The following is a 20,421-nucleotide window of genomic DNA, read 5'->3' on the forward strand; positions in this document are numbered from 1 at the left end:
TCAGCGCCGCTTTTCCGGCTCGACGAACGACGCAGGACGCTTGCGCTTTTTCGGCTCGGGACGGTAATGAACGTCGACATATTCCTGCAACGCGGCACGCACGCTGTCGTCGAGCGGGCAATTGTCGACCCGCTCCTGCGCGTCCAGCCAACGACCGCATTCGTTGTACGACAGGCTCACGCTTTCGGGCCAGGCTCTCGACGGATCGACATGGTCGATGCGCCACATCACGAACCAGACAGGCGCGCCCGAGGTGAGATTCAGGTAATACCCCTCCGAGTCATCCCGGAACAGACTGACGGGAAGGTTGGGAAACAACCACTGTGCCGAATCGCCATCGTCGCGCAGCACGCGCTGCTCGGTGCCAAAACCACCATCGTCGATCACCACATCTGCCACCGTGAAGCGCCAGTCTTCCCAACGGGTGGGTTGGCGCAGGCGGTCGATACGCACCGCAACGCGCAAGGTGGGGGGATTTTCGTTGGAGAACACCGTGGGAAGAACCTCAGATAACGTTCGGAGAAACCTTTGAACTCGACGCTGCACAGCGCCGATGAATCCAAGGTTCAAAGCAGTTTAGCCCAGCAATTCGTTCCATAGCCTACGGGTATTAACCCTGAGGGCAGCTAAGAGGTCTACAGCATATGCTCAAGCGATCATATTGTCGCCAATGGAGCGGCAATAACGCCAAAGAGGTTCAGCCAATGCCCCAGCCAAACCCCTCGCGCGATGAGCGCCAGCCTGCCCTTTCACGCCGCACGGTCTTTGCCGGAGCGGGTGTCGCAGGTGCCGCCGCCGCTGCAGCAGCCGTGCTTCCCGGCGTCGTGCAGCAGCCCACTTCCGAGCCTGCCGCCAAGGTGACTCCCGGCTCTTCGGAGGGGTATCAGCTGACCGAACACGTCCAGCGCTACTACCGGACCGCCAAGGTCTGAGCGGGAGGAACAGTACATGCAACTTACCCGCAAGAACTCCTCTTCCGCAGGCCGCACTGCCCACTCGGGCATGGTCGCCAATCTCGCGCGCGGCCTCGCGCATGCCGTGCCCACCATCGACCGCCGCGCTTTCCTGCGCCGCTCGGGGCTGGGTGTGGGCGCGGGTATCGCTGCCTCGCAGCTTTCGCTGGTGAAGAAGGCCGAGGCGGCCGATCCCGCCAAGGCGGGCAACGGCACGGGCAAGGTCGAAGTCAAGCGCACTGTCTGCGGCCACTGCTCGGTGGGCTGCGCGGTCGATGCCGTGGTGGAAAACGGCGTCTGGGTGCGTCAGGAACCGGTCTTCGATTCGCCGATCAATCTGGGCGCGCATTGCGCCAAGGGTGCCGCGCTGCGTGAGCACGGCCATGGCGAGTACCGCCTGAAATATCCGATGAAGCTCGTCAACGGCAAGTACGAGCGCATCACCTGGGAGACCGCGCTCAACGAGATCAGCGCCAAGATGCTGGAGCTGAAAAAAGCCAGCGGCCCCGATTCGATCTTCGTCGTGGGCTCGTCCAAGCACAACAACGAGCAGGCCTATCTGCTGCGCAAGTGGCTGTCTTTCTGGGGCAGCAACAACACCGATCACCAGGCCCGCATCTGCCACAGCACCACGGTGGCTGGCGTCGCGAACACCTGGGGTTATGGTGCGATGACCAACTCCTACAACGACATGCAGAACGCCAAGGCGGCGTTGTACATCGGCTCCAATGCGGCGGAAGCGCATCCGGTGTCGATGCTGCACATGCTGCATGCCAAGGAGATGGGCTGCAAGATGATCGTGGTGGACCCGCGCTTCACCCGCACGGCCGCCAAGGCCGACGAGTACGTGCGCATCCGCTCGGGCACCGACATCGCCTTCCTTTTCGGCGTGCTCTACCAGGTGTTCAAGAACGGCTGGGAAGACAAGAAGTACCTCGAAGACCGCGTCTACGGCATGCAGAAGGTGCGCGAAGACGTGATGGCCAAGTGGACGCCGGACAAGGTCCAGGAAGTCTGCGGCGTGGACGAAGCCACCACCTACAAGGTCGCCAAGATCATGGCCGAGAACCGCCCCAGCACGCTGGTGTGGTGCATGGGCCAGACGCAGCACACGATCGGCAATGCGATGGTGCGTGCCTCGTGCATTCTGCAACTGGCGCTGGGCAACATCGGCAAGTCGGGCGGCGGTGCCAACATCTTCCGTGGTCACGACAACGTGCAGGGCGCGACCGACGTCGGCCCGAACCCCGACTCCCTGCCCGGCTACTACGGCTTGGCCGAAGGCGCATTCAAGCACTTCGCCAACACCTGGGGCGTGGACTTCGAGTGGATCAAAAAGCAGTACGCGCCGGGCATGATGACCAAGTCCGGCATGACGGTGTCGCGCTGGATCGACGGCGTGCTCGAAAAGAACGAGCTGATCGATCAGGACAGCAATCTGCGCGGCCTGTTCTTCTGGGGCCATGCGCCCAACTCGCAGACCCGTGGTCTGGAGATGAAGACCGCGCTCGACAAGCTCGATCTGCTGGTCGTCATCGACCCGTTCCCAAGCGCCACGGCCGCCATGGCCGCGATGCCGGGCAAGGCCGGTGATCTCAATCCCAACCGCGCGACGTATCTGCTGCCCGCGTGCACGCAGTTCGAGACCAGCGGTTCGTGCACGGCGTCCAACCGCTCGATCCAATGGCGCGAGAAGGTCATCGATCCGCTGTGGGAAAGCCGCAGCGACCACATGATCATGTACCAGCTCGCCGAGAAGCTGGGCTTCGGCAAGGAGCTGGTCAAGAACTACAAGATGCAGAAGGTCAAGGGCCAGGACGAACCCGTGCCCGAAGACATTCTTCGCGAAATCAACAAGTGCGTCTGGACCATCGGCTACACGGGCCAAAGCCCCGAGCGCCTGAAGGCCCACATGCGCAACATGAACGTCTTCGACGTGAAGACACTGCGCGCCAAGGGCGGCGTGGACAAGGAAACCGGTTACTCGCTGGACGGAGATTTCTTCGGCCTGCCATGGCCTTGCTGGGGCACGCCGGAGATGAAGCACCCGGGCACGGCCAATCTGTACGACACCAGCGCCCACGTCATGGACGGCGGCGGCAACTTCCGCGCCAACTTCGGGGTGGAGCGCGAAGGCGTGTCGCTGCTGGCGGCCGATGGATCGCACAGCAAGGGCGCGGATCTGACCACGGGCTATCCTGAATTCGATCATCTGCTGCTCAAGAAACTGGGCTGGTGGGGCGAACTGAGCGAGGCCGAGCAGAAAGCCGCCGAGGGCAAGAACTGGAAGACCGACCCGATGGGCGCGATCATCCGTGTGACCATGAAGAACCATGGTTGCCACCCCTTCGGCAATGCCAAGGCGCGGGCCGTGGTGTGGAACTTCCCCGACCCGATTCCGCAGCACCGCGAACCGCTGTACAGCACACGTGCCGACCTGATCGACAAGTACCCCACGCACGACGACAAGAAGGCCTTCTGGCGTCTGCCCACGCTCTACAAGAGCGTGCAGGAGAAGAACAAGGACATCGGCAAGACCTTCCCGCTGATCATGACCTCGGGCCGTTTGGTCGAGTACGAAGGCGGCGGCGAGGAAACCCGCTCCAACCCGTGGCTGGCCGAGCTGCAGCAGGAGATGTTCGTCGAGATCAACCCGCGTGCGGCCAATGACCGGGGCATCCGCGACGGCGACGATGTGTGGGTGAAGACCCCGCCGATGGCCGCGATCCCCGACTTCAAGGGCTTGAAGGTCAAGGCGCTGGTGACCGAGCGCGTGGATGCGGGCACCGTGTTCCTGCCCTTCCACTTCTCGGGCCGCTGGGGCGGCATCGACCTGGCCAAGTACTACCCCGAAGGCGCGATGCCGGTGGTGCGCGGCGAGGCAGTGAACACCGCGACGACCTACGGCTACGACAGCGTCACGATGATGCAGGAAACCAAGACCACCGTGTGCCAAATCGAAAAGGCCGCATAAGGAGAACGACATGGCACGAATGAAATTCATCTGCGACTCCGAACGCTGCATCGAATGCAACGGCTGCGTCACCGCCTGCAAGGCTGAAAACGATGTGCCCTGGGGCGTGAACCGCCGCCGCGTGGTCACCATGGGCGACGGTCAGCCGGGCGAAAAAAGCATCTCGGTGGCCTGCATGCACTGCAGCGATGCGCCCTGCATGGCGGTCTGCCCGGTCGATTGCTTCTACCGCACCGACGAAGGCGTGGTGCTGCATGACAAGGACGTGTGCATCGGCTGCGGCTACTGCAGCTACGCCTGCCCGTTCGGCGCACCGCAGTTTCCGAGCAACGGCACCTTCGGCATGCGCGGCAAGATGGACAAGTGCACGTTCTGCAACGGCGGCCCGGAAGAGACCGGCAGCGCGGCAGAAAACGAAAAGTACGGTCGTAACCGTCTGGCCGAAGGCAAGCTGCCGGCGTGCGCGGAAATGTGCTCGACCAAGGCCCTGCTGGCTGGCGACGGCGACGTCGTGGCCGACATCTTCCGCACCCGCGTGCTGCACCGTGGCAAGGGCAGCGAAGTCTGGGGTTGGGGTACAGCCTACGGAAAGCCAAAGCAATGAAGCACAGCAACACCAACACCAAAGCTCGCAAACCGTTCGTCATCCTGGCGGCAACGGCTCTGACCGTGCTGCTGGCCGCCTGCAGCGAGAAACCGCAGACCGCAGGCACCACGCACTCTTCTGCCGAGCACAAGGCCTGGAGCGGCGGCCAGAAGTCCTTCAACACCGCCGGCTGGACGCCCGGTGACAAGGCCAGCTGGGAAGCGCAGATCAAGCAGCGCAACCGCAGTCAGAACGAATACGTCCGCATGGGACAGTGACAATGAAGCGGAGGCCCCTACGATGAAAACGGTGTTCTCTCGCTGGCTGGCCATCGGCCTGCTCGGCGCTGCCAGTGCCTTGGCGCAGGCGCAGACTGCTCCCGTGGCAGCACCTGTCGCGGAGCCTGCTGCTGCCCAAGCCGTCGCAGTCGATCCTGCCAAGGGCCCGCCCGCAGATTTTGTTGCGCCTGCCGAACCCAAGGCCGACGACAGCAACGCCGCACGCGGCAAATCGCAACCCGGCAACAACGCGCCGTTCTGGCGCAGCGTGCGTGAATCCGGCGAAGTGGCTGGCATCACCAACCTTCCCGGCGTCGAAAAAGGCGTGCTGATCCAGCGCTTCGAGACCTACCCCGGCTCCAGCCATGCGACTGCGGGCGAAGCCTGGCGGCAGGTGCGCAACCGCGTGATCATCCCTTACGGCGGCTCGCTGCTGCTGATCGTGCTGGTCGCCATCGGCATCTTCTACGCCACGCGCGGCACCATGGGCCACGAGCATCCGGAAGGCGGCAAGCGCATCGAACGCTTCACGCCGTTCGAGCGCTCGGCCCATTGGCTCAATGCGATCGCGTTCGTGCTGCTGGGCGTGTCGGGTCTGGTGATGGCTTTCGGCAAATTTCTGCTGCTGCCATGGATGGGCCACACGCTGTTCGGCTGGATCACCTTTGGCTTGAAGACCATGCACAACTTCGTCGGCCCGCTGTTCGCGGTGTCGCTGCTGGTGATTCTGCTCACCTTCCTCAAGGACAACGTGCCCCGCGCCTGGGACTGGCTGTGGCTCAAGGAGGCCGGTGGACTCTTCGGTGGTCAGGAAGTGCCTTCGCACCGCTTCAACGCGGGTGAAAAAGGCGTGTTCTGGATCGGCGCATTCGTGCTGGGCATCACCGTGGTGGCGTCCGGTCTGGTGCTCGATCACCTGATCCCCAACATGCTCTACACACGCGGCCAGATGCAAGTGGCGCACATGTTCCATGCCGCCGCTGCCGTGCTGATGCTGTGCATCATCTTCGGTCACATCTACATCGGCACCGTCGGCATGCGTGGCGCCTACAAGGCCATGCGCACCGGCTACGTGAGCGAAGGCTGGGCCAAGGAACACCACGAGCTTTGGTACGACGACATCAAGGCAGGCAAGATCCCCGCGCAACGCTCGGGTGAATCGTCCGCCAGCACTCCCGCACCGTTGCCCACCACCCGCGAAGCCTGAAGCGCACATCATCACGCCCACGGAGATTCCCCATGAAACACCACATCGTGCTGATGACTCTTGCTCTGACGGCGGGCAGCGCCATGGCCAAGCTGCCGCCGGTTTCGGACGAAGCCAAGGCCAAGGCCGCCGAAGCCGCCGCGAAGACGGCATGGAGCGACAAGGTGGCCGGCTACCAACTCTGCCAATCCCAGGATCGCGTGGCGGCCGCCTATCTCACGCAGGCACGCGCAGCGGGCAAGTCGGTCCAACCAGCGACGACTCCGGCATGCGCCGATCCCGGACCTTTCAGCTACACACCGCCCGAGGCCAAGCCCGCCGAAGCCGCAGGCGCGCATTCCCCCACGCAAACCGCAGCAACGCCACCCAGCGCTGCCGCATCACCCGCAGCACCGACAGGAACCAAGCCCTGATTGATTCCCCCAACCCCGTGGCAGAAGGTGCGCTCGGCTTCGAATCGGACGCCGCAGACCTCGCTCCCCTGCCCTCTGCACCACACATGACGCATGCCGGTGTCGCCCTGCTGCGCGACATCGAAATCCTCGACCAGCATGGCGTGCGGCGCGCCATCCAGATTCCCGCAGAACGCCCGCTCACCGTGTTCGTCGACAAGCGCGAACTCGTCACGCTGATGACGCTGGGCGCGCGCCCCGAATTGCTGGTGCTGGGTTATCTGCTCAACCAACGTTTGATCGAGCGGCTCGAAGACGTCACCTCGATCACCGTCGATTGGGAGGTCGATGCCGCTGCCGTCACCACGCGCGCTGGCATCGCCGATCTGGAAGCGCGCACCGCGCGCCGCATCGTGACCACGGGGTGCGGCCAGGGCACGGTGTTCGGCGATGCGATGAGCGCGCTGGGCGACATCCACCTGCCCGATGCGCGCTCAGCCCGCATCACGCAGACGCAGCTCTATGGCCTGCTCGACACCCTGCGCCAGCGCGACACCGTGCACCGCCGCGCCGGATCGGTCCACGGCTGTGCGCTGTTCCAAGGCAAGCGCATGCTGGTCTTCGTGGAAGACGTGGGCCGCCACAACGCCATCGACACCATCGCCGGATGGATGCTGATGCACGGGGTCACGGGCGCGGACAAGGTGTTCTTCACCACCGGCCGCCTGACCAGCGAAATGGTCATCAAGGCCGCGCAGATGGGCGTGCCCATCGTCGTCTCACGCAACGGCGTCACCGCCATGGGCCACGATCTGGCAACGCAACTGGGCATGACGCTGTTCGGTCGCGCATCGAATCGACACTTCCTCTGCTACACCGGCTTCGACCGTTTCGACGCCGAGCCCGAACTGCAGACCACGCAGCTGTACCCACCCGAAGCGCCCGTTCCGCTGACTGCTCCTCAAGTCGCCGCTCGCTAGATTCTTCTGCCGACACCCGCACAGGTCATGGTAAAACCTGCGCTCAATGAACACCATGACCGACAGCTGGGCGCTGGCCTGGCAACTCATCGCTCACGCCGATCCCGAACTCGTCCACATCACCGCGCTGTCGCTGCAGGTCAGTGCGACAGCTTGTCTTGTCGGTTCGCTCATCGGACTGCTGCTGGGCGCATGGCTGGCGGTGGCGCGCTTTCCCGGTCATGGCTTGCTCGTGTGGCTGGTCAACACGCTGCTCGCGCTGCCTGCCGTGGTGGTCGGTCTGCTGGTCTATCTGCTGCTCTCGCGTTCCGGGCCGCTCGGTGAACTGGGCATTCTGTTCACCCCATCTGCAATGGTGGTCGCGCAAAGCGTGCTCGTCACGCCGCTGATTGCAGCGCTGTCACGTCGCCTCGTGCTGTCGGCATTGGCCGAAGGTGGCAGCCAGTTGCAGTCCCTCGGAGCACGCCCGCTGACAGCCGCGCTGCTGATGCTTGTGCACGACCGCATGGGCGTGGTGACCGTGCTGCTCACCGCGTTCGCGCGGGCCATCGCAGAAGTCGGCGCGGTGATGATCGTGGGCGGCAACATCGCTGGCGTCACACGCGTGATGACCACCACCATCGCGCTCGAAACCAGCAAGGGCGATCTGGCGCTGGCCCTCGCGCTGGGCTTTGTTCTGCTGGCAGTGGTCGGCGTGATCAACGGTGCCATTGGCCTGCTGCAATGGATCGGCAATCGCCCACAGCGCACCCAACCGCTGGCTCAAATTGCAGTCTCCGAAGCGCCATCCACGAATCCCGTCCCCGCTGCGACGACGGGCGCAACGGCAGCACAGCTCATCAAGGTCGAACAAGCCACCGTGCGCTTTGGCCCGGTGGTCGCGTTGAATCGGGCGACCCTGACGCTCCACCGCCGCGATCGCCTGATTCTGGTGGGAGCCAACGGCTCCGGCAAGACCACGCTGCTGCGCCTGATGCACGGCCTGCTTGCGTGCAACGAGGGCCGCTGCGAACACCTGCCGCTTGAGCCCGAAGGCCGACAACCGCGTGCCTCCATGCTGTTCCAGCGCCCTTTTCTGCTCAGCCTTTCGGTGACGCGCAACATCTGGATCGGCCTTTGGCTCTCCGGCGTGCCCGCCCATGAACGCCAAGAGCGCTGCCAGAGAGCCCTCGCCCGCGTCGGCCTGCTGGAACACGCCAACCGCCCCGCGCGCCAGCTCTCGGGCGGCCAGCAACAGCGACTCGGCCTTGCGCGCGCATGGGCCCTGCAGCCCGACATTCTTTTCCTCGACGAGCCCACCGCCAGCCTCGATCCCAGCGCCAAATCCGAGATCGAACGCCTCATCGAAGAAGTCGCCGCCACCGGCGTCACCATCGTCATGAGCACCCACAACCTCGGCCAGGCCAAACGCCTTGCCACGCGCGTGGCCTATCTGCAAGGCGGGCAGCTCATCGTGCAAAGGCCCGTGCAGCAGTTCTTTGATGGCGATGCGCTACCCGCAGAAGCGGCGCAGTTTCTGCAGGGCGAACTGGGCTGGCGCTAGGCAGTCAGGCTGACCCGCGCGAATCGAAAGACATCAGCTACTCCTTTGCAATCGATGGCGTGCTTCGCGCTTCACGTCAGGACACGTGCATCAATGCAACGCGTTCCTGAAACTGTCATCCACCACCTGAGCAATCGCCTCGGCAGTAGCCGCTGACAGGGTCCATCCCAAGTGCCCGTGCCCGGTGTTGTAGAAAACGCCGGGCGCTCTTCCCGGGCCCACGCGCGGGAGCATGCTGGGCATCATGGGGCGCAAGCCTGCCCATGGGGTCACGTTGCGGGTGTTGACTTCCGGGAAGCATTTCTCCACCCACGAGATCAGCGGCTGAATGCGATCTGCCCGGATGTTGCGGTTCACTCCGTTGAATTCCGCCGTGCCTGCAACCCGGAATCGATCCGGGCCCAGTCGGCTGGTGACGAGCTTGGTTTCATCGTCGAGCAAGCTGACCGTTGGAGCGCTGCGCTGACTGAGCGGGTCGTTCAGATGGACGGTGATCGAATAGCCTTTGACGGGGTAGACATTCAAGCGATCACCCAGCGAAGCGGAAATGCTTCTGCTGTTCACGCCCGCGCAGATGATGATGGCATCGAACGCGGTCTTGTCTGTGCTGCCATCGCGGCGGGTCTCCACAGAAACACCGCCGTTTCTGGCCTGCACATCGAGAATTTCCGTCTCGAACTGGAAGTTGACGCCTCGGCGTTGGGCCGCCGCCGCCAGACCATTGGTGTACTTGTGGATGTCGCCGGTCGAATCGCTTTCGGTGAAAAATCCACCGTAGTAATTTCCCTTCAACGTGGGTTCGACTTCGCTGATTTCCGAGGGGCTGAGTTCTCGACGCGCAAGCCCGCCCTTGGCCAGCAGTTGGGAGACCCGGGAGGCGTGTTCGAAGCCTGCTTTCTGGCGATAAAAATGCAGAATTCCCTCGCGCTTGAGATCGAAATCGATACGCTCGTTCTCGGCCCACTCGCACAGATGTTTTCTGGCAGCAATGGCGAGCCGGGTAGTCTCGACGGTGTTCTTCTCGTAGTGGGGAATCTGCGCGATGAACTCTGCGAACCATGACAGCTTGTGCCAGGTGGGACGCGGGTTGACGAGCAAGGGCGCGTCATGCGTCAGCATCCATTTGAGGCCTTTGAGGATCGTCGATCCGTGGTTCCAGACCTCTGCATTGGAGGCCGAAAGCTGGCCTCCGTTGGCAAACGATGTTTCCATTGCGGCATAACGGTGCCTCTCGAACACCGTCACATCCAGACCGCGCAGCGCGAGCGCATACGCTGACGTGACACCCGTGATGCCAGCGCCGATGACAGCTACTTTTTTCAAGCCAGACTCCATATCGTCGAAAGAGGTGGACCGCACGCAAATCACGTGACGGTCACCCCCTCTGTATGGAACCTGAGAGTTTTCGCAAAGCGCGGGCTTTGCTTGCTCCTTCGGTGTGATGGGCAGACGAAGCACCCACTACCCTTCAGAGTTTGCTCGCAAGGTCGGTCCTTTTGCCTGAGAGTTTCCGGGGCGGTTGCTCCTTCGGCGTCAGCCCAAGGGCTGATCTCTCCCGACGATGCGTCAGCTCTCGCTGATCGCAAGCACTCGCCGACGAAGGTGTCAGCGAGTGGGCGGATTATGCCTGTTGCCAAAGGCTTTGCAAGCGGAATGCCAGTGAAGACGATGAGCCCGTCACGCACGTTGCCTTGTCCGGCGTCGCCTGGGCGGCGGCGGCCTGCCCCATGAACTGCTGCAGTTGCTGACGCAATTCAACGCCTTGCTTGATCGTCTGGCCGATGCATACCGGCAACTGGAGTCATTCAACGCCGACGCGGCCCATGAACTGAACACGCCTCTTGCGACGTTGATTTCCGGCTCGGAAGTGGTTCTGCGAAAACCCCGCACGGTGAACGAAGCATGGTCAAAACTGCCGCTCAAGACGCAATGATGCCGCCCGCTGGGTGGTTGTAGATTGCACCGGATACAGCCCTTGAGACTCGCGTGGGAGGAATCCCCTACGGCTGCAGCTCGCATCAGCAAGAGTCGCAAGCAGGCATGGTTTCATTTGCAGCGAGTATTTGGTCAGACGCCCCGAAAACCAGCTCGCAAGCGCATCACCCTCGCCCATGAGAGCCATGTGTCATTCGATCGGACGTATCGGGACTGAGGCTGGAACCTGGCGGTGACGCTCAGCGCTTCCGAGCATACCTCCGTGACCATGAGGCGGTGTTTTCGAGGCCGCAGCGCCCGTCTGTTGTTGCCTGAACCCGCATACGCCCCCCTTACTCCGTGAAGAACTCAGCGATTTTGCACATTTTTGGAACTGCAGCAGCGCTCGCGTTACTCACTGTCTGACCCTCATTTTCTTCAACCGCAAGCACGTAGGAGCACAAACGACATGAAGCCGCAGAATCGTTCTGAACAGACGTTGCAGGAAGCGCGCCAGGCCATCCAAGCTGCGCGCCGGACCCTGGAAGCCGTGGCCGATGCCCGCGCACAGGGAGGCGCATCGGGCTCGCCCGAGGAACTGTGTGCGCATCTGGAAAGCCAGTTGAGTGCCGACGACATTGCCCAGGTGGAAGCCAGAGTGCAGGAAGAAGTTGCACGCATCCGTGACGACATCAAGGCGCGCCAAATGCACAGCAGCAAGCCGACAGCCGGAGCCTCCACACTCGCAGCACGCCGTACACGCCAAATAATCTGAACGCATAGTGCCACGCATCGCCCCCGCACAAGGAACCCTTCACCATGAACATCAATACGCCCTCGCTGGGAACCCTTCAGCCCATCTCCTCCGTTGGCAGCGCCAACACGACTGGCAGCGTTGACCACATACGCGATCAACTGTTCAATCAGCGCATGGAAGAGACGCTGAAGACGGCGCTCGATTCGCTGCAGACCAACGTGGACATGGCCACCAACGCAAGCTCCGACGGCACCGTGATCGACGAGCGTCTGGCCAACTTCTGGAACAATTTCAGCGATGAGGATGAGAGCGGCAACAGCCTCGGGCAGATGTTTTCTACCCAGAAGGATGCGCTGACTTATGTGAAGCAAGCCAGCCTCACGCATCTCGCTCAGGGCGTGAGCGACCTGCACCGCGAAATCAAGAGCATGCCCGCAGGCGCGGAGCGCGACAAGGCGATGGCGCGCCTCGACGAATTCGACGCGACTAGCAAGCAGGCGATCCAGAATGACTACGCCGCCGGTGTCAAGGACGCAAACAAAATGCCCCGAGGTCACTACTTCGCCTCATTCCACGCGCCGAACTATGAAGCACTGAAATCCCCGCCTGCCTCCGGGTCCCGTATTGACGCCATTGGTCTGCTGGAGGAAGACGATGAAGAAGTGCAATTGCTGCCCCGCAGACAGTTGCCGCGGGTGGAAGAGCCCGGTGACGACGATGACAACATCACATTCGGCCCGAACATCGGCACTGGCCTTCCGCGCAATCAATTCGAAGCCAACCCTCGCGCCAACCCGCGAGGGCTTCGCACGATGGAGGAAACGCCAGAAGATCGTGGCGAGCCCTCCGTCACTGCATTCTCGATGACTCCGCGCAACGAGCTGTTCGCGGAATTGGAGCTACAGACCGAACTGGTGAACCAATTGCAAGCCCGCCTGCAACGCTGAAGACCTCCCGACTCGGCCCGGGCTCTCATTCTTCGCTGGCTAGACTGTGTACGGCGGCACGCAATGTGCATTGCGCTAGCTTATGCAAGGCGTGGGCTTTGCATGGGCTGGTGCAATGAGCCGGTGCTGAAAGAATTGGGAGCATGAGGACTTTGTCTCCATGCGCCCCTTGCTGTTGGGAATGACACGTTTCGGGGAAGTTGGAGGATGACCGCTCCTGACCGGGAGTTCCAGTTCGCTTGCGCTCTGGCAATCTGCCACAGCCCTGCGCCGATTTCGAATAATTGGCTACGCATCCACCTCGCCACATCACCCCAACGCTCAATATCAAGCCGTTGCCCATGCGATTGCCCGCATCGTCGTCCAGTTATGCAACGAAGACACATCACTTCGAGAGTTCAGGCAATTCAATTCGTACCGGGAGCAGCGTACGCCGCATTACTCACGAAACCCGTGTCCGTGAGCGTCTTGAGAAACGCCACGAGGTCCGCCTTCTCGTCACCCGACAGCATGATTTTCGAGATGCGTTCGTCCTTGTAGGGGTTGAGCCTTCCGTCACCCGCATACAGGCCGTTGCCGACGTTGCGGCCACCGGCGGCGTAGAAGTCGAGCACGGCTTCGAGCGTGCCGATGCTGCCGTCGTGCATGTACGGTGCGGTGAGCTCGATGTTGCGCAGGCTGGCAGCGCGGAACTTGCCCATGTCCTGCGCCTGTTTCGTGACTTCATAGACGCCGCGATTGGGCTCGGGATATGCGCCGGTTCCGCCGATGTTGAACAGCCCGGTGTTGTGAAACGATGGATCGCTCTGCACGCTGGTTGCGGTGCTGAATTGGTCGTTGAAATTGGGGCTGCCGTGGCATTGCGCGCACTTGGCTTGATCGCTGAAGAACAGTTTCATGCCACGCGCTTCCTGGGCGCTCAGTGTGATTTTTCCCGCCACCGATTGGTCGTAGCGGCTGTCCGCTGAAATCAGCGTGCGCTCGAAGGCGGCAATGGCCTTGATGATGTTGTCCCAACTCACCGGATCCGACTCGCCCGAGAACGCCGCCTTGAAGCGGCTCGCATAGCGGGTGTCCGCCTGAAAGCGCGACAGGACTTCGGCGCGGTTGCTGTCATTGACGCCCAACTCCACTGGGTTGGTTCCAAAGATCGGCTTGAGCATCTGGTGCTCCAGCGTGCGTTCGTCCGGATGGGCCCAGGTGAACGTGGTGTTCCATGCCACATTGGCCAGTGGCTGGGCGTTGCGCGGATGTACCTCGCCCGTTGACCCACGTGACAGTGATCGGTTGTCGGTGAAGGCACTCTCCTGCGTATGGCAACTCGCGCAGGACTGCGTGGCGTTTCCCGACAGGCGCACGTCGTGGAACAGCGCGCGGCCCAACTCGACTTTGGCAGTGCTCATGGGGTTGTCTGCAGGCACTGCGGGAGCCGTGAATCCGGGTGGAAGTTTCCATTGCCACACGGCGGCTTCGGGCGTCGTGCTGTCCGGCGTTGTCGTCGCTGCCGACGAGCCGCCCCCTCCGCAGGCTTGCACGCCAAGCGCAACCAGCAGCGCGGCCATCAGGAGGTGCGCTGAGCGAGGCTGGCTCGTGCGATGGGGTTGATCTATCTCGTGGGTTGGGATGCGCATAGGACGAGAATGTTAACCCGCTATTCCAAAATATAATAGCGATTCACTCATCTCACAACACACGAAGAGACTATGAAATCAATCACTGCCACCCTGAGCGGTTCGCGTTGGACTTCCGGCATGCGTCGCATGCTGCTGATCGGCACCGCCTGTGCTGCTGTCGCCTTGTCTGCCTGCGGCGGTGGAGGCAGTGATACGGATCGCGGACCGACCACGCTGAGCGTGTCCGCCGAGCTCAACGGTCTGTATTGGGACAAGTCGGAAAGCCGCCTGTTTTTGACCGACGATGCAGCCAACAACATTCGCGCGTGGGACGGCGGCACCCAATTCACGCAGTACGCGGCATTGCCAACGGCACCCACCAGCGGCGCGACGCTGGGCCAGCTCACACGCACCACGGATGGCACGCTTTACGTGACACGCTTTGGCTTCGGCACCGATGGCTCCGTGGTCGGTGCACCCAAGACCGGCAATGCCTACAACCTGAGCGGAACAGACAAGCTTCGCCGACGCATCGGCATCACCACCACGCCCGACGGTGCACTGCTGGACGGCTGGTTCATCAAGGGTGGATCAGGCGCGGTAAGCGAACTGAAGCTGAGCGGCACCACCGCCAGCGAGCGCGAACTCATCACCGGACTTGGCAAACCCGTGGGCCTGGCCGTGGTGGGCGACACGATCTATGTGAGCGACCAAAATACGGGCAACGTGCTTTCCTACTCGCTTGCCAAAGTACGTGCCACACCCGCAACGCTTGCAGATGGCAAGGTGATTGCCACGTTCACCACGCTCGACGGCATCGACCTGATGACTGCCGCTTCGGACGGTACTTTGTTCTTCGGCGGCTCGGGCGGCAAGCTGTTCCGCATCAGCCCCAAGGGCGAAACCAGCGTCGTTGCCAGCGGCTGGCCCAAGATCAAGGGCGTGGCGTATGACGAAAACCATCGCCGACTGTTTGTGGCGGTAGGTGCGGCCGACGCCAAAAGCCAGCCGAGCGTGCGCATTGTTCCTATTGATTGAAGAAGGAATCGCTGGGGGCTTTGTGCAGATCCCGTGGTTGGGAGCAAAGCGCCACAACGGGCTTTTTCGCGCATTTTGAACAGTGATGAGCCTTCCGCCTTTAGATGCGGAAGGCTCACTTTTTTGAGCCCACATATCCCAGCGTTTGGAGAGCTTGGTTGCGTCAGCCCTGGTGCTGTCGCCTGCTTACCGCAGCCTTGCCGCCCCATGCGAGGAACATCGCCAACAAGGCCAGCGCCCATGGCGAAAGCGAAGGCACTGCCACCGCATTGGGAGTGACCGTGGTAGCGACGACGCCGGGGCCGCCTGCATCCACGATGATTCCGTCGGCCTTGAGGTCGTCATCGCCCAGTCCACCGTCGGTGATGTTCAGTCGCACCGTGTTGCCATCGAACGTGGCGTCGGGAAAGACATACCAGTGGGGGGCAGCGCAGCTCGCAGCATCCGTGCATCCGTGGCCGAGGGGTGTAGGGCCGAATTTCCAGTAGACCGACCCAGCAGGCAACGTGTTCGGGAAGGTCACCGTCACCTGCGCAGTGCTTCCGGGTGTTCCGCCTTCCAGCACGAAGTCAAACAAGCCGTGTGGGAAGCTCACATTGGCAGGTGCTTGTCCTGCTGACGACGCGGGGATGAAGGCGGCGGAGCGGAAGTTCCAACCTTCGCTGACGCCCGCAGTCGCTGTGCCTGAGGAGGTTGGTGTTTGCGCCCATGGGGCCGAGCATGAAGCCGCTGGGCCATTGGACGCCTCGGCAACGCAGGACCAGTTGTAGGTTCCATTGGCGGATGTCACCGCAGAGGCATTGCCGACCGCGCAGAGGTTGGCGCGCGGCATGATCACGCTCGCCATGCCCTGCGCACTGCCGCACTGGGCCGTCGCTGTGGACGCGGGTGTCACGCTGAGCGAAGAAGCAGAAGCGTCTCCCGCACCGACGCTGTTGCGTACAACGACCGTGCAGGTCACGGGCGAGCCGTTGGTCAGCCCGGAGATCACGATGGGCGAGACCGTTGCGCTGGCGCTTCGAGAGCCGCAGGTCGCGGTGAACTCCAGCACGTCGAGATGGCCAAGATTGTCTGCTGGCGTGAAGGCCAGCTCCACCTGACCGTCACCCGCCGTCACGCTGACAATGGTGGGCGCTGCAGGGACCAAGGTGGCTTTGGCAATCTTTTGCAGGGCGACCGCGTCGGCCGATGCAATGCCCAGATCCACCGCTGCGAGTTCGCCCGCGCCCAGAGTCGTTGGATCGATGCCGGAGATGCGTCCAAAGTGCACGAGTGCGCTGAGATACGAGCCGTACTTGCTGGGATGAAAGTAGTCCGTGTACCAGAGGTTGAGCTTGTTCGCGTCAGGCACATACGGATCTCGCATGGCCAGACCCGACACCACTGCGCGCAGGAATGCATCGCCAACCGGGGACACGCCTTTGAAGCGGGAGTTGGCGGCGGCACGTCCGAAATATCCCGCATGAAAATCTGCGGTCATGGCTTCGAGGCCTTCGCTCGCGGAGTAGGTCGTTCCCCTGACGTTCGAGCCGTTGGGCGCGATCAGGTCCGGACGGGCCCAAGTCTGGTAGAGATAGATGTCGGTGTGCGCATCGGCATTCGGATTGGGCTCGGGCACATTGCGCCTGGCATCGCAGGTGGCCTGCGAAGCGCCGGTGATGGCGGGGCAATCGGGGCCGAACAGTTGTGTTTCGGTGAAGGCACCACTCGCTCCTTCGTGAATCCATTGCTGGAACTTGTCCGCGTAGGCATTGAAGTACGGCAGATTCGCGTTGTGGCTGCGCCCGGGCGGCAGTGGCTCATCGCTCAAATCCTGCAACACGACCGTGGTCCATTTCTGCGAGGCGGCGTTGCCACGCAGGTCCCATCCTGCGGGATTGGAGTTCAGAAAATGGCCGCGCAAGGAAGCTGCATTGCGCGCGGAGATCGACACGTCATAGTCGAGTCCGGCTTGGTCGCTCAGCTTCTTGAAAACCCCTGGAATGCCACCCCATGGATGCGGCTCGTCTTCATTGGAGCCAGTAGCATCACGCTGCCACATGGCCATCGTCAGATCGGTGACGTTGTCCGTGTTGTAGCTCATCACGGGATCGATGCGGCCGAAGGTGTAGCTGTTGCCAAGAAAGAGAATGACCTTTTTGGCGAACGTCACATCGACCGTGCAGGCCTCGGCAATTGGCTTGGTCGTGTACAGGTTGCCTTGCAGTTGCCCACCGCAGGTGCCGCGCACGGCAACGGCATATCCCTCATCGGGAACCACGGTGAAGCTGGCTGTCTGGCCCTGCGCCACACCCAAAGGCGTGGTGGCCGTCACGGTGCCGTGGCCTTTGCTCGTGGAGGTGACGTTGAAGACCGGCAAGGCCGCGAAGGTGGCAACCACCGTGCAATCCGCAGCGATGGCCTCCGTGGTGTAGGTGGAGCCCGAGAGTGCGCCGCCGCAAGTGCCGCCCACCGCAGCGGAGTAGCCGGACTGTGGTGTCACGGTGAAACTGGCCTTGCTGCCATAGGTTTGCGCCTGCGGCGATGCGGGGCTGATGCTGCCATTCGGGCCCGCCTGGGGCGTGACCATGAAGCTTTGCAGTGCGAACAGGGCCTGAACGCTGCAATCTCCATTGACTGCGGCGGTGGTGTAGGTCGTTCCATTCAGCATTCCGCCACAGCTGCCACTCACGGATGCCGTGTATCCGGCTTGCGGCTCGACCGTGAAGGTGGCCGTTTCACCGGCGATCACGGTCAGTGGCACGGGCGGCTGAATGCTGCCGCCGCTGCTCGCCGATGGCGTCACGGTGTGCGTTGTCTGTAGTGTGAAGCTGACATTGATGCTGCAGTCGCTCGCAAGGGCCTGCGTGGTGTAGGTTCCTGCGACCAGCGTTCCGGCGCAGGTGCCGCCAACGACGGGGGTGTAACCGGCATCCGCGTTGACGGTGAAGGACGCCGATTCGCCCTGAAAGACCGTTCGGCTTGCGGGAGTGATGCTTCCGTTGGGGCCGCTCGTTGCGCTCGCCGTGACGCTGATCTCCGGCGTCAGCGCCACCCCACGGAATGCCGTGAGCGATGCCGCATTCGCGATCACATTGGGCGTGGCACTGAAGTTGCCGCCTGCGCCACTGTTGTCCGTGATGGAAACGAGCGTGTTCGCCCCACGTATCGCGTACAGGTTCACCGTGGTGCCCGAGACCATCGCCGTCAGGCCACGGAACTCATCGCTTTCCGAACCTACCGTGCCTTTGGCGACCCAGCTTCCGGACTGCAGCGAAAATTTGGTGATGCCTTTGCTGTCGTCCGCCACATACAAGGTGTCCGCGCCAGGCGTTCCATCCAGATCGGCGAATGCAAAGCCGTAGGGGCTGGGTGTCAGCGCATCGGTCAGACCCGACAGTCGGGTCGCGGTCACTGCCGTGGCAGGCGTTCCCGATCCGATGCGGTTCACGCCCTTGAACGTGTTCGTGCCTGAATTGGACGAGTTGTAGAGCTGTCCATCCACGATGGCGACGACACGTCCGCCAGCGGGGGTAGCGGCCACGGCAGACGAAGTGCTTGCGCCGACACTTGCCGAGCGCGTGCCGTCCAGGCTGCTCGTCACCCACAGGCTGGTGCAATCTGTACTGGCAGCCCCGCGGAAATTGTTGGTGCCGGTGGCCAAGTCATTCAAGGCTGTTGACGTGTCGATCTGACCAGAGCGCGACACCACAGCGACGACGCGTGGGATGCTTGCAGCACTCACCAGATTCCCGGAAGTCACTGCCGGATCACGACCGTAACCGGGCACCACAAGGCAGCGCTTGTCCTGCGAACGGGTGAGCCAACCTTCCGAAGTGGCAGTTCCGCCACCTGCAAACGGATACTGCGCGCCGCTTTGGGCTTGGGGCATGGCGATGGACTGCACGCGCTCACCGCTCGGCCGATATTCATCGAGAAACACCGGATTGCCGGTTGAGGTCAGGCTGCGGCTGCCGTCCCCCACCCGGTAGACCACCAGATTGCCGGGCGCAAATGCATCGGCCCAGGTCGCAGAGCTCCAGACCGCAGGAACCACGAGAAGTGCGCTGACAAGCGCTCGCTGAAGTGCAAAGGGTCGCATATTTGTCTCTTTATTTGGTATTTACCGAACCCATTGGGTGCAGCTATGACAAATGCTAAGTGCGACGCAGCCGAAAGTAAAATATGTCGAACTGTCGATCTGCATATGTTTTGCATATGCACTTGTCACATCCTTGCAGCGACTTGCGCGGACAACCCTTGATGAAGAGAGGTCCTTGAATCAACGATCGGTTTCGCGCTCCACCTGCAGCGCAAAGTCCTGCGCAGAGCCTTCGTACGGCTGGTTGTTGGCATCGAGCAGGCGATTGCGAATCGATGGCGAGCGAAGGGCTTGCTCGATCGACTCGTTGAGGAGCGCCACCACGTTGGCGGGCGTTCCACGGGGTACGAAGAGTCCGAACAAGGAATCCAGATTCGCGGACGGGTAGCCCAGCTCCGCGAGTGTCGGCACCTCCGGGAGCACGGGCAGACGGCGCGGCGCACCTACAGCCAGCGCCTTGAAGCGCCCTTCACGCAACGCCGCGAGCTGGCTTGGTGCCACGTTGGTGGACAGCAGCTCGAAGTGACCGCCGAGCGCATCCGTCAATTGCTGTCCACCGCCCTTGTACGGAACATGGGTGATGCGCACACCCGCATGTTGACTCACGCGCTGCAGGACCGTGTGACCCGTGGTGCCCTCGCCCGTCGTCGCCCAGCGCAGCATTCCGGGGTGCTTGCGCGCCTCTTCGATCATGTCGGCGAAAGCAGATGATTCAAGTGCAGACGTGCCCACCAGCAGCAGCGGCGTACGCATGACACCCGCCACAGGCTGCACGGGCAATGGAGCAGCAGCCCCCGGTGTTGTTGCACGCCGCGCAGCCGCATTGCGCACAAGGCCCACGGCTGCTGCAGCGGTGAAGACCAGCGTTTGACCATCCGGCGGACTGCGTTGCAACAGTTCGAGCGCCAGCGTTCCACTCGCTCCGGACCGGTTCTCGACGATCACCGGCACCTTGAGTTGATCGGACATCTCTTTGGCCAAGGCGCGCGCCACCAGGTCGCTCACACCGCCCGGCGGATAAGCCACCAGAATCTTGAGACCAGTTCCCGGCCATTTCTGCGCCGCCGTGGCAACGGCCATTTCCCCCGACATCACGAGCGATGCTCCAACCAACCCACTCAGGAGCATGGCCCGTCGGGACCATTGCTGGGAGTTTGC

16 protein-coding genes, 2 pseudogenes and 1 riboswitch are annotated in these 20,421 nt (G+C 62.5%); of the genes and pseudogenes, 13 read left to right on the forward strand and 5 right to left on the reverse strand.

Translation table 11 applies throughout. The features are described 5' to 3' along the window. Nucleotides 1–492, reverse strand: a complete 492-nt coding sequence (locus G7048_RS27925) for a DUF3305 domain-containing protein (protein WP_166071742.1) — start codon at nt 490–492, stop codon at nt 1–3. Nucleotides 493–704: 212 nt separating this feature from the next. Here G7048_RS27925 and G7048_RS27930 point away from each other — a divergent pair, with 212 nt between their 5' ends. From G7048_RS27930 to G7048_RS28650, 9 genes and pseudogenes are all read left to right on the forward strand, one after another. Then, nucleotides 705–932 carry a formate dehydrogenase gene (locus G7048_RS27930; RefSeq protein WP_166071743.1) on the forward strand — a complete coding sequence of 76 codons (228 nt, stop codon included), beginning with the start codon at nt 705–707 and terminating at the stop codon, nt 930–932. Between the two features lie 16 nt (nt 933–948). After that, the gene (locus tag G7048_RS27935) at nt 949–3,927 is read left to right on the forward strand and encodes a formate dehydrogenase subunit alpha (protein WP_166071744.1); all 2,979 of its coding nucleotides are present in this window, start codon (nt 949–951) and stop codon (nt 3,925–3,927) included. A gap of 10 nt (nt 3,928–3,937) precedes the next feature. Further along, the gene (fdh3B, locus tag G7048_RS27940) at nt 3,938–4,531 is read left to right on the forward strand and encodes a formate dehydrogenase FDH3 subunit beta (RefSeq protein ID WP_166071745.1); all 594 of its coding nucleotides are present in this window, start codon (nt 3,938–3,940) and stop codon (nt 4,529–4,531) included. Continuing rightward, nucleotides 4,528–4,791 (forward strand): hypothetical protein, encoded by a 264-nt coding sequence (locus G7048_RS27945; RefSeq protein WP_240933393.1) that lies wholly within the window; start codon nt 4,528–4,530, stop codon nt 4,789–4,791. Before fdh3B ends, G7048_RS27945 begins: the two co-directional genes overlap by 4 nt. 22 nt (nt 4,792–4,813) lie before the next feature. Next, a complete protein-coding gene (locus tag G7048_RS27950) occupies nt 4,814–5,998 on the forward strand; it encodes a formate dehydrogenase subunit gamma (RefSeq protein ID WP_166071746.1) in 1,185 nt (394 codons plus the stop codon). A gap of 32 nt (nt 5,999–6,030) precedes the next feature. Further along, entirely contained in the window at nt 6,031–6,411 is a 381-nt protein-coding gene (locus tag G7048_RS27955; RefSeq protein WP_166071747.1) for a hypothetical protein, read from the forward strand. An 86-nt stretch (nt 6,412–6,497) separates the two neighbouring features. Further along, the gene (locus tag G7048_RS27960) at nt 6,498–7,370 is read left to right on the forward strand and encodes a formate dehydrogenase accessory sulfurtransferase FdhD (RefSeq protein ID WP_166071863.1); all 873 of its coding nucleotides are present in this window, start codon (nt 6,498–6,500) and stop codon (nt 7,368–7,370) included. 46 nt (nt 7,371–7,416) lie between these two features. Further along, nucleotides 7,417–8,094, forward strand: a pseudogene (locus G7048_RS28645) (ABC transporter permease); the annotation flags it as partial. A 207-nt stretch (nt 8,095–8,301) separates the two neighbouring features. Then, the gene (locus tag G7048_RS28650) at nt 8,302–8,913 is read left to right on the forward strand and encodes an ATP-binding cassette domain-containing protein (RefSeq protein ID WP_240933429.1); all 612 of its coding nucleotides are present in this window, start codon (nt 8,302–8,304) and stop codon (nt 8,911–8,913) included. Between the two features lie 90 nt (nt 8,914–9,003). On the opposite strand, the gene G7048_RS27970 is transcribed toward G7048_RS28650, so the two are convergent. After that, on the reverse strand, nt 9,004–10,236 hold the full coding sequence (locus tag G7048_RS27970) for a D-amino acid dehydrogenase (protein ID WP_166071749.1): 1,233 nt from the start codon (nt 10,234–10,236) through the stop codon (nt 9,004–9,006). Nucleotides 10,237–10,391: 155 nt separating this feature from the next. Beyond that, nucleotides 10,392–10,481: riboswitch (glycine riboswitch) on the reverse strand. Between the two features lie 125 nt (nt 10,482–10,606). Between G7048_RS27970 and G7048_RS27975 the strand changes: the two are divergent. The 3 genes and pseudogenes from G7048_RS27975 to G7048_RS27985 form a co-directional block, all read left to right on the forward strand. Continuing rightward, a pseudogene (locus tag G7048_RS27975) lies at nt 10,607–10,813 on the forward strand (two-component sensor histidine kinase); the annotation flags it as partial. A gap of 483 nt (nt 10,814–11,296) precedes the next feature. Then, nucleotides 11,297–11,602, forward strand: a complete 306-nt coding sequence (locus tag G7048_RS27980; protein WP_166071750.1) for a hypothetical protein — start codon at nt 11,297–11,299, stop codon at nt 11,600–11,602. A 44-nt stretch (nt 11,603–11,646) separates the two neighbouring features. Further along, nucleotides 11,647–12,531, forward strand: a complete 885-nt coding sequence (locus G7048_RS27985) for a hypothetical protein (protein WP_166071751.1) — start codon at nt 11,647–11,649, stop codon at nt 12,529–12,531. Between the two features lie 407 nt (nt 12,532–12,938). Here G7048_RS27985 and G7048_RS27990 read toward each other — a convergent pair whose 3' ends face one another. After that, nucleotides 12,939–14,093 (reverse strand): methanobactin export MATE transporter MbnM, encoded by a 1,155-nt coding sequence (locus G7048_RS27990; RefSeq protein ID WP_166071752.1) that lies wholly within the window; start codon nt 14,091–14,093, stop codon nt 12,939–12,941. A gap of 141 nt (nt 14,094–14,234) precedes the next feature. Here G7048_RS27990 and G7048_RS27995 point away from each other — a divergent pair, with 141 nt between their 5' ends. Next, on the forward strand, nt 14,235–15,182 hold the full coding sequence (locus G7048_RS27995) for a hypothetical protein (RefSeq protein WP_166071753.1): 948 nt from the start codon (nt 14,235–14,237) through the stop codon (nt 15,180–15,182). A gap of 163 nt (nt 15,183–15,345) precedes the next feature. On the opposite strand, the gene G7048_RS28000 is transcribed toward G7048_RS27995, so the two are convergent. Both G7048_RS28000 and G7048_RS28005 read right to left on the reverse strand, forming a co-directional pair. Then, entirely contained in the window at nt 15,346–19,263 is a 3,918-nt protein-coding gene (locus G7048_RS28000) for a choice-of-anchor U domain-containing protein (protein WP_166071754.1), read from the reverse strand. A 180-nt stretch (nt 19,264–19,443) separates the two neighbouring features. Next, nucleotides 19,444–20,355: a tripartite tricarboxylate transporter substrate binding protein gene (locus G7048_RS28005; protein WP_240933430.1), complete on the reverse strand. Its 912-nt coding sequence runs from the start codon at nt 20,353–20,355 to the stop codon at nt 19,444–19,446. Nucleotides 20,356–20,421 lie beyond the last annotated feature (66 nt).

This window comes from Diaphorobacter sp. HDW4B, from assembly GCF_011305535.1.
In the GTDB taxonomy this organism is placed as follows: Bacteria; Pseudomonadota; Gammaproteobacteria; order Burkholderiales; family Burkholderiaceae_C; genus Diaphorobacter_A.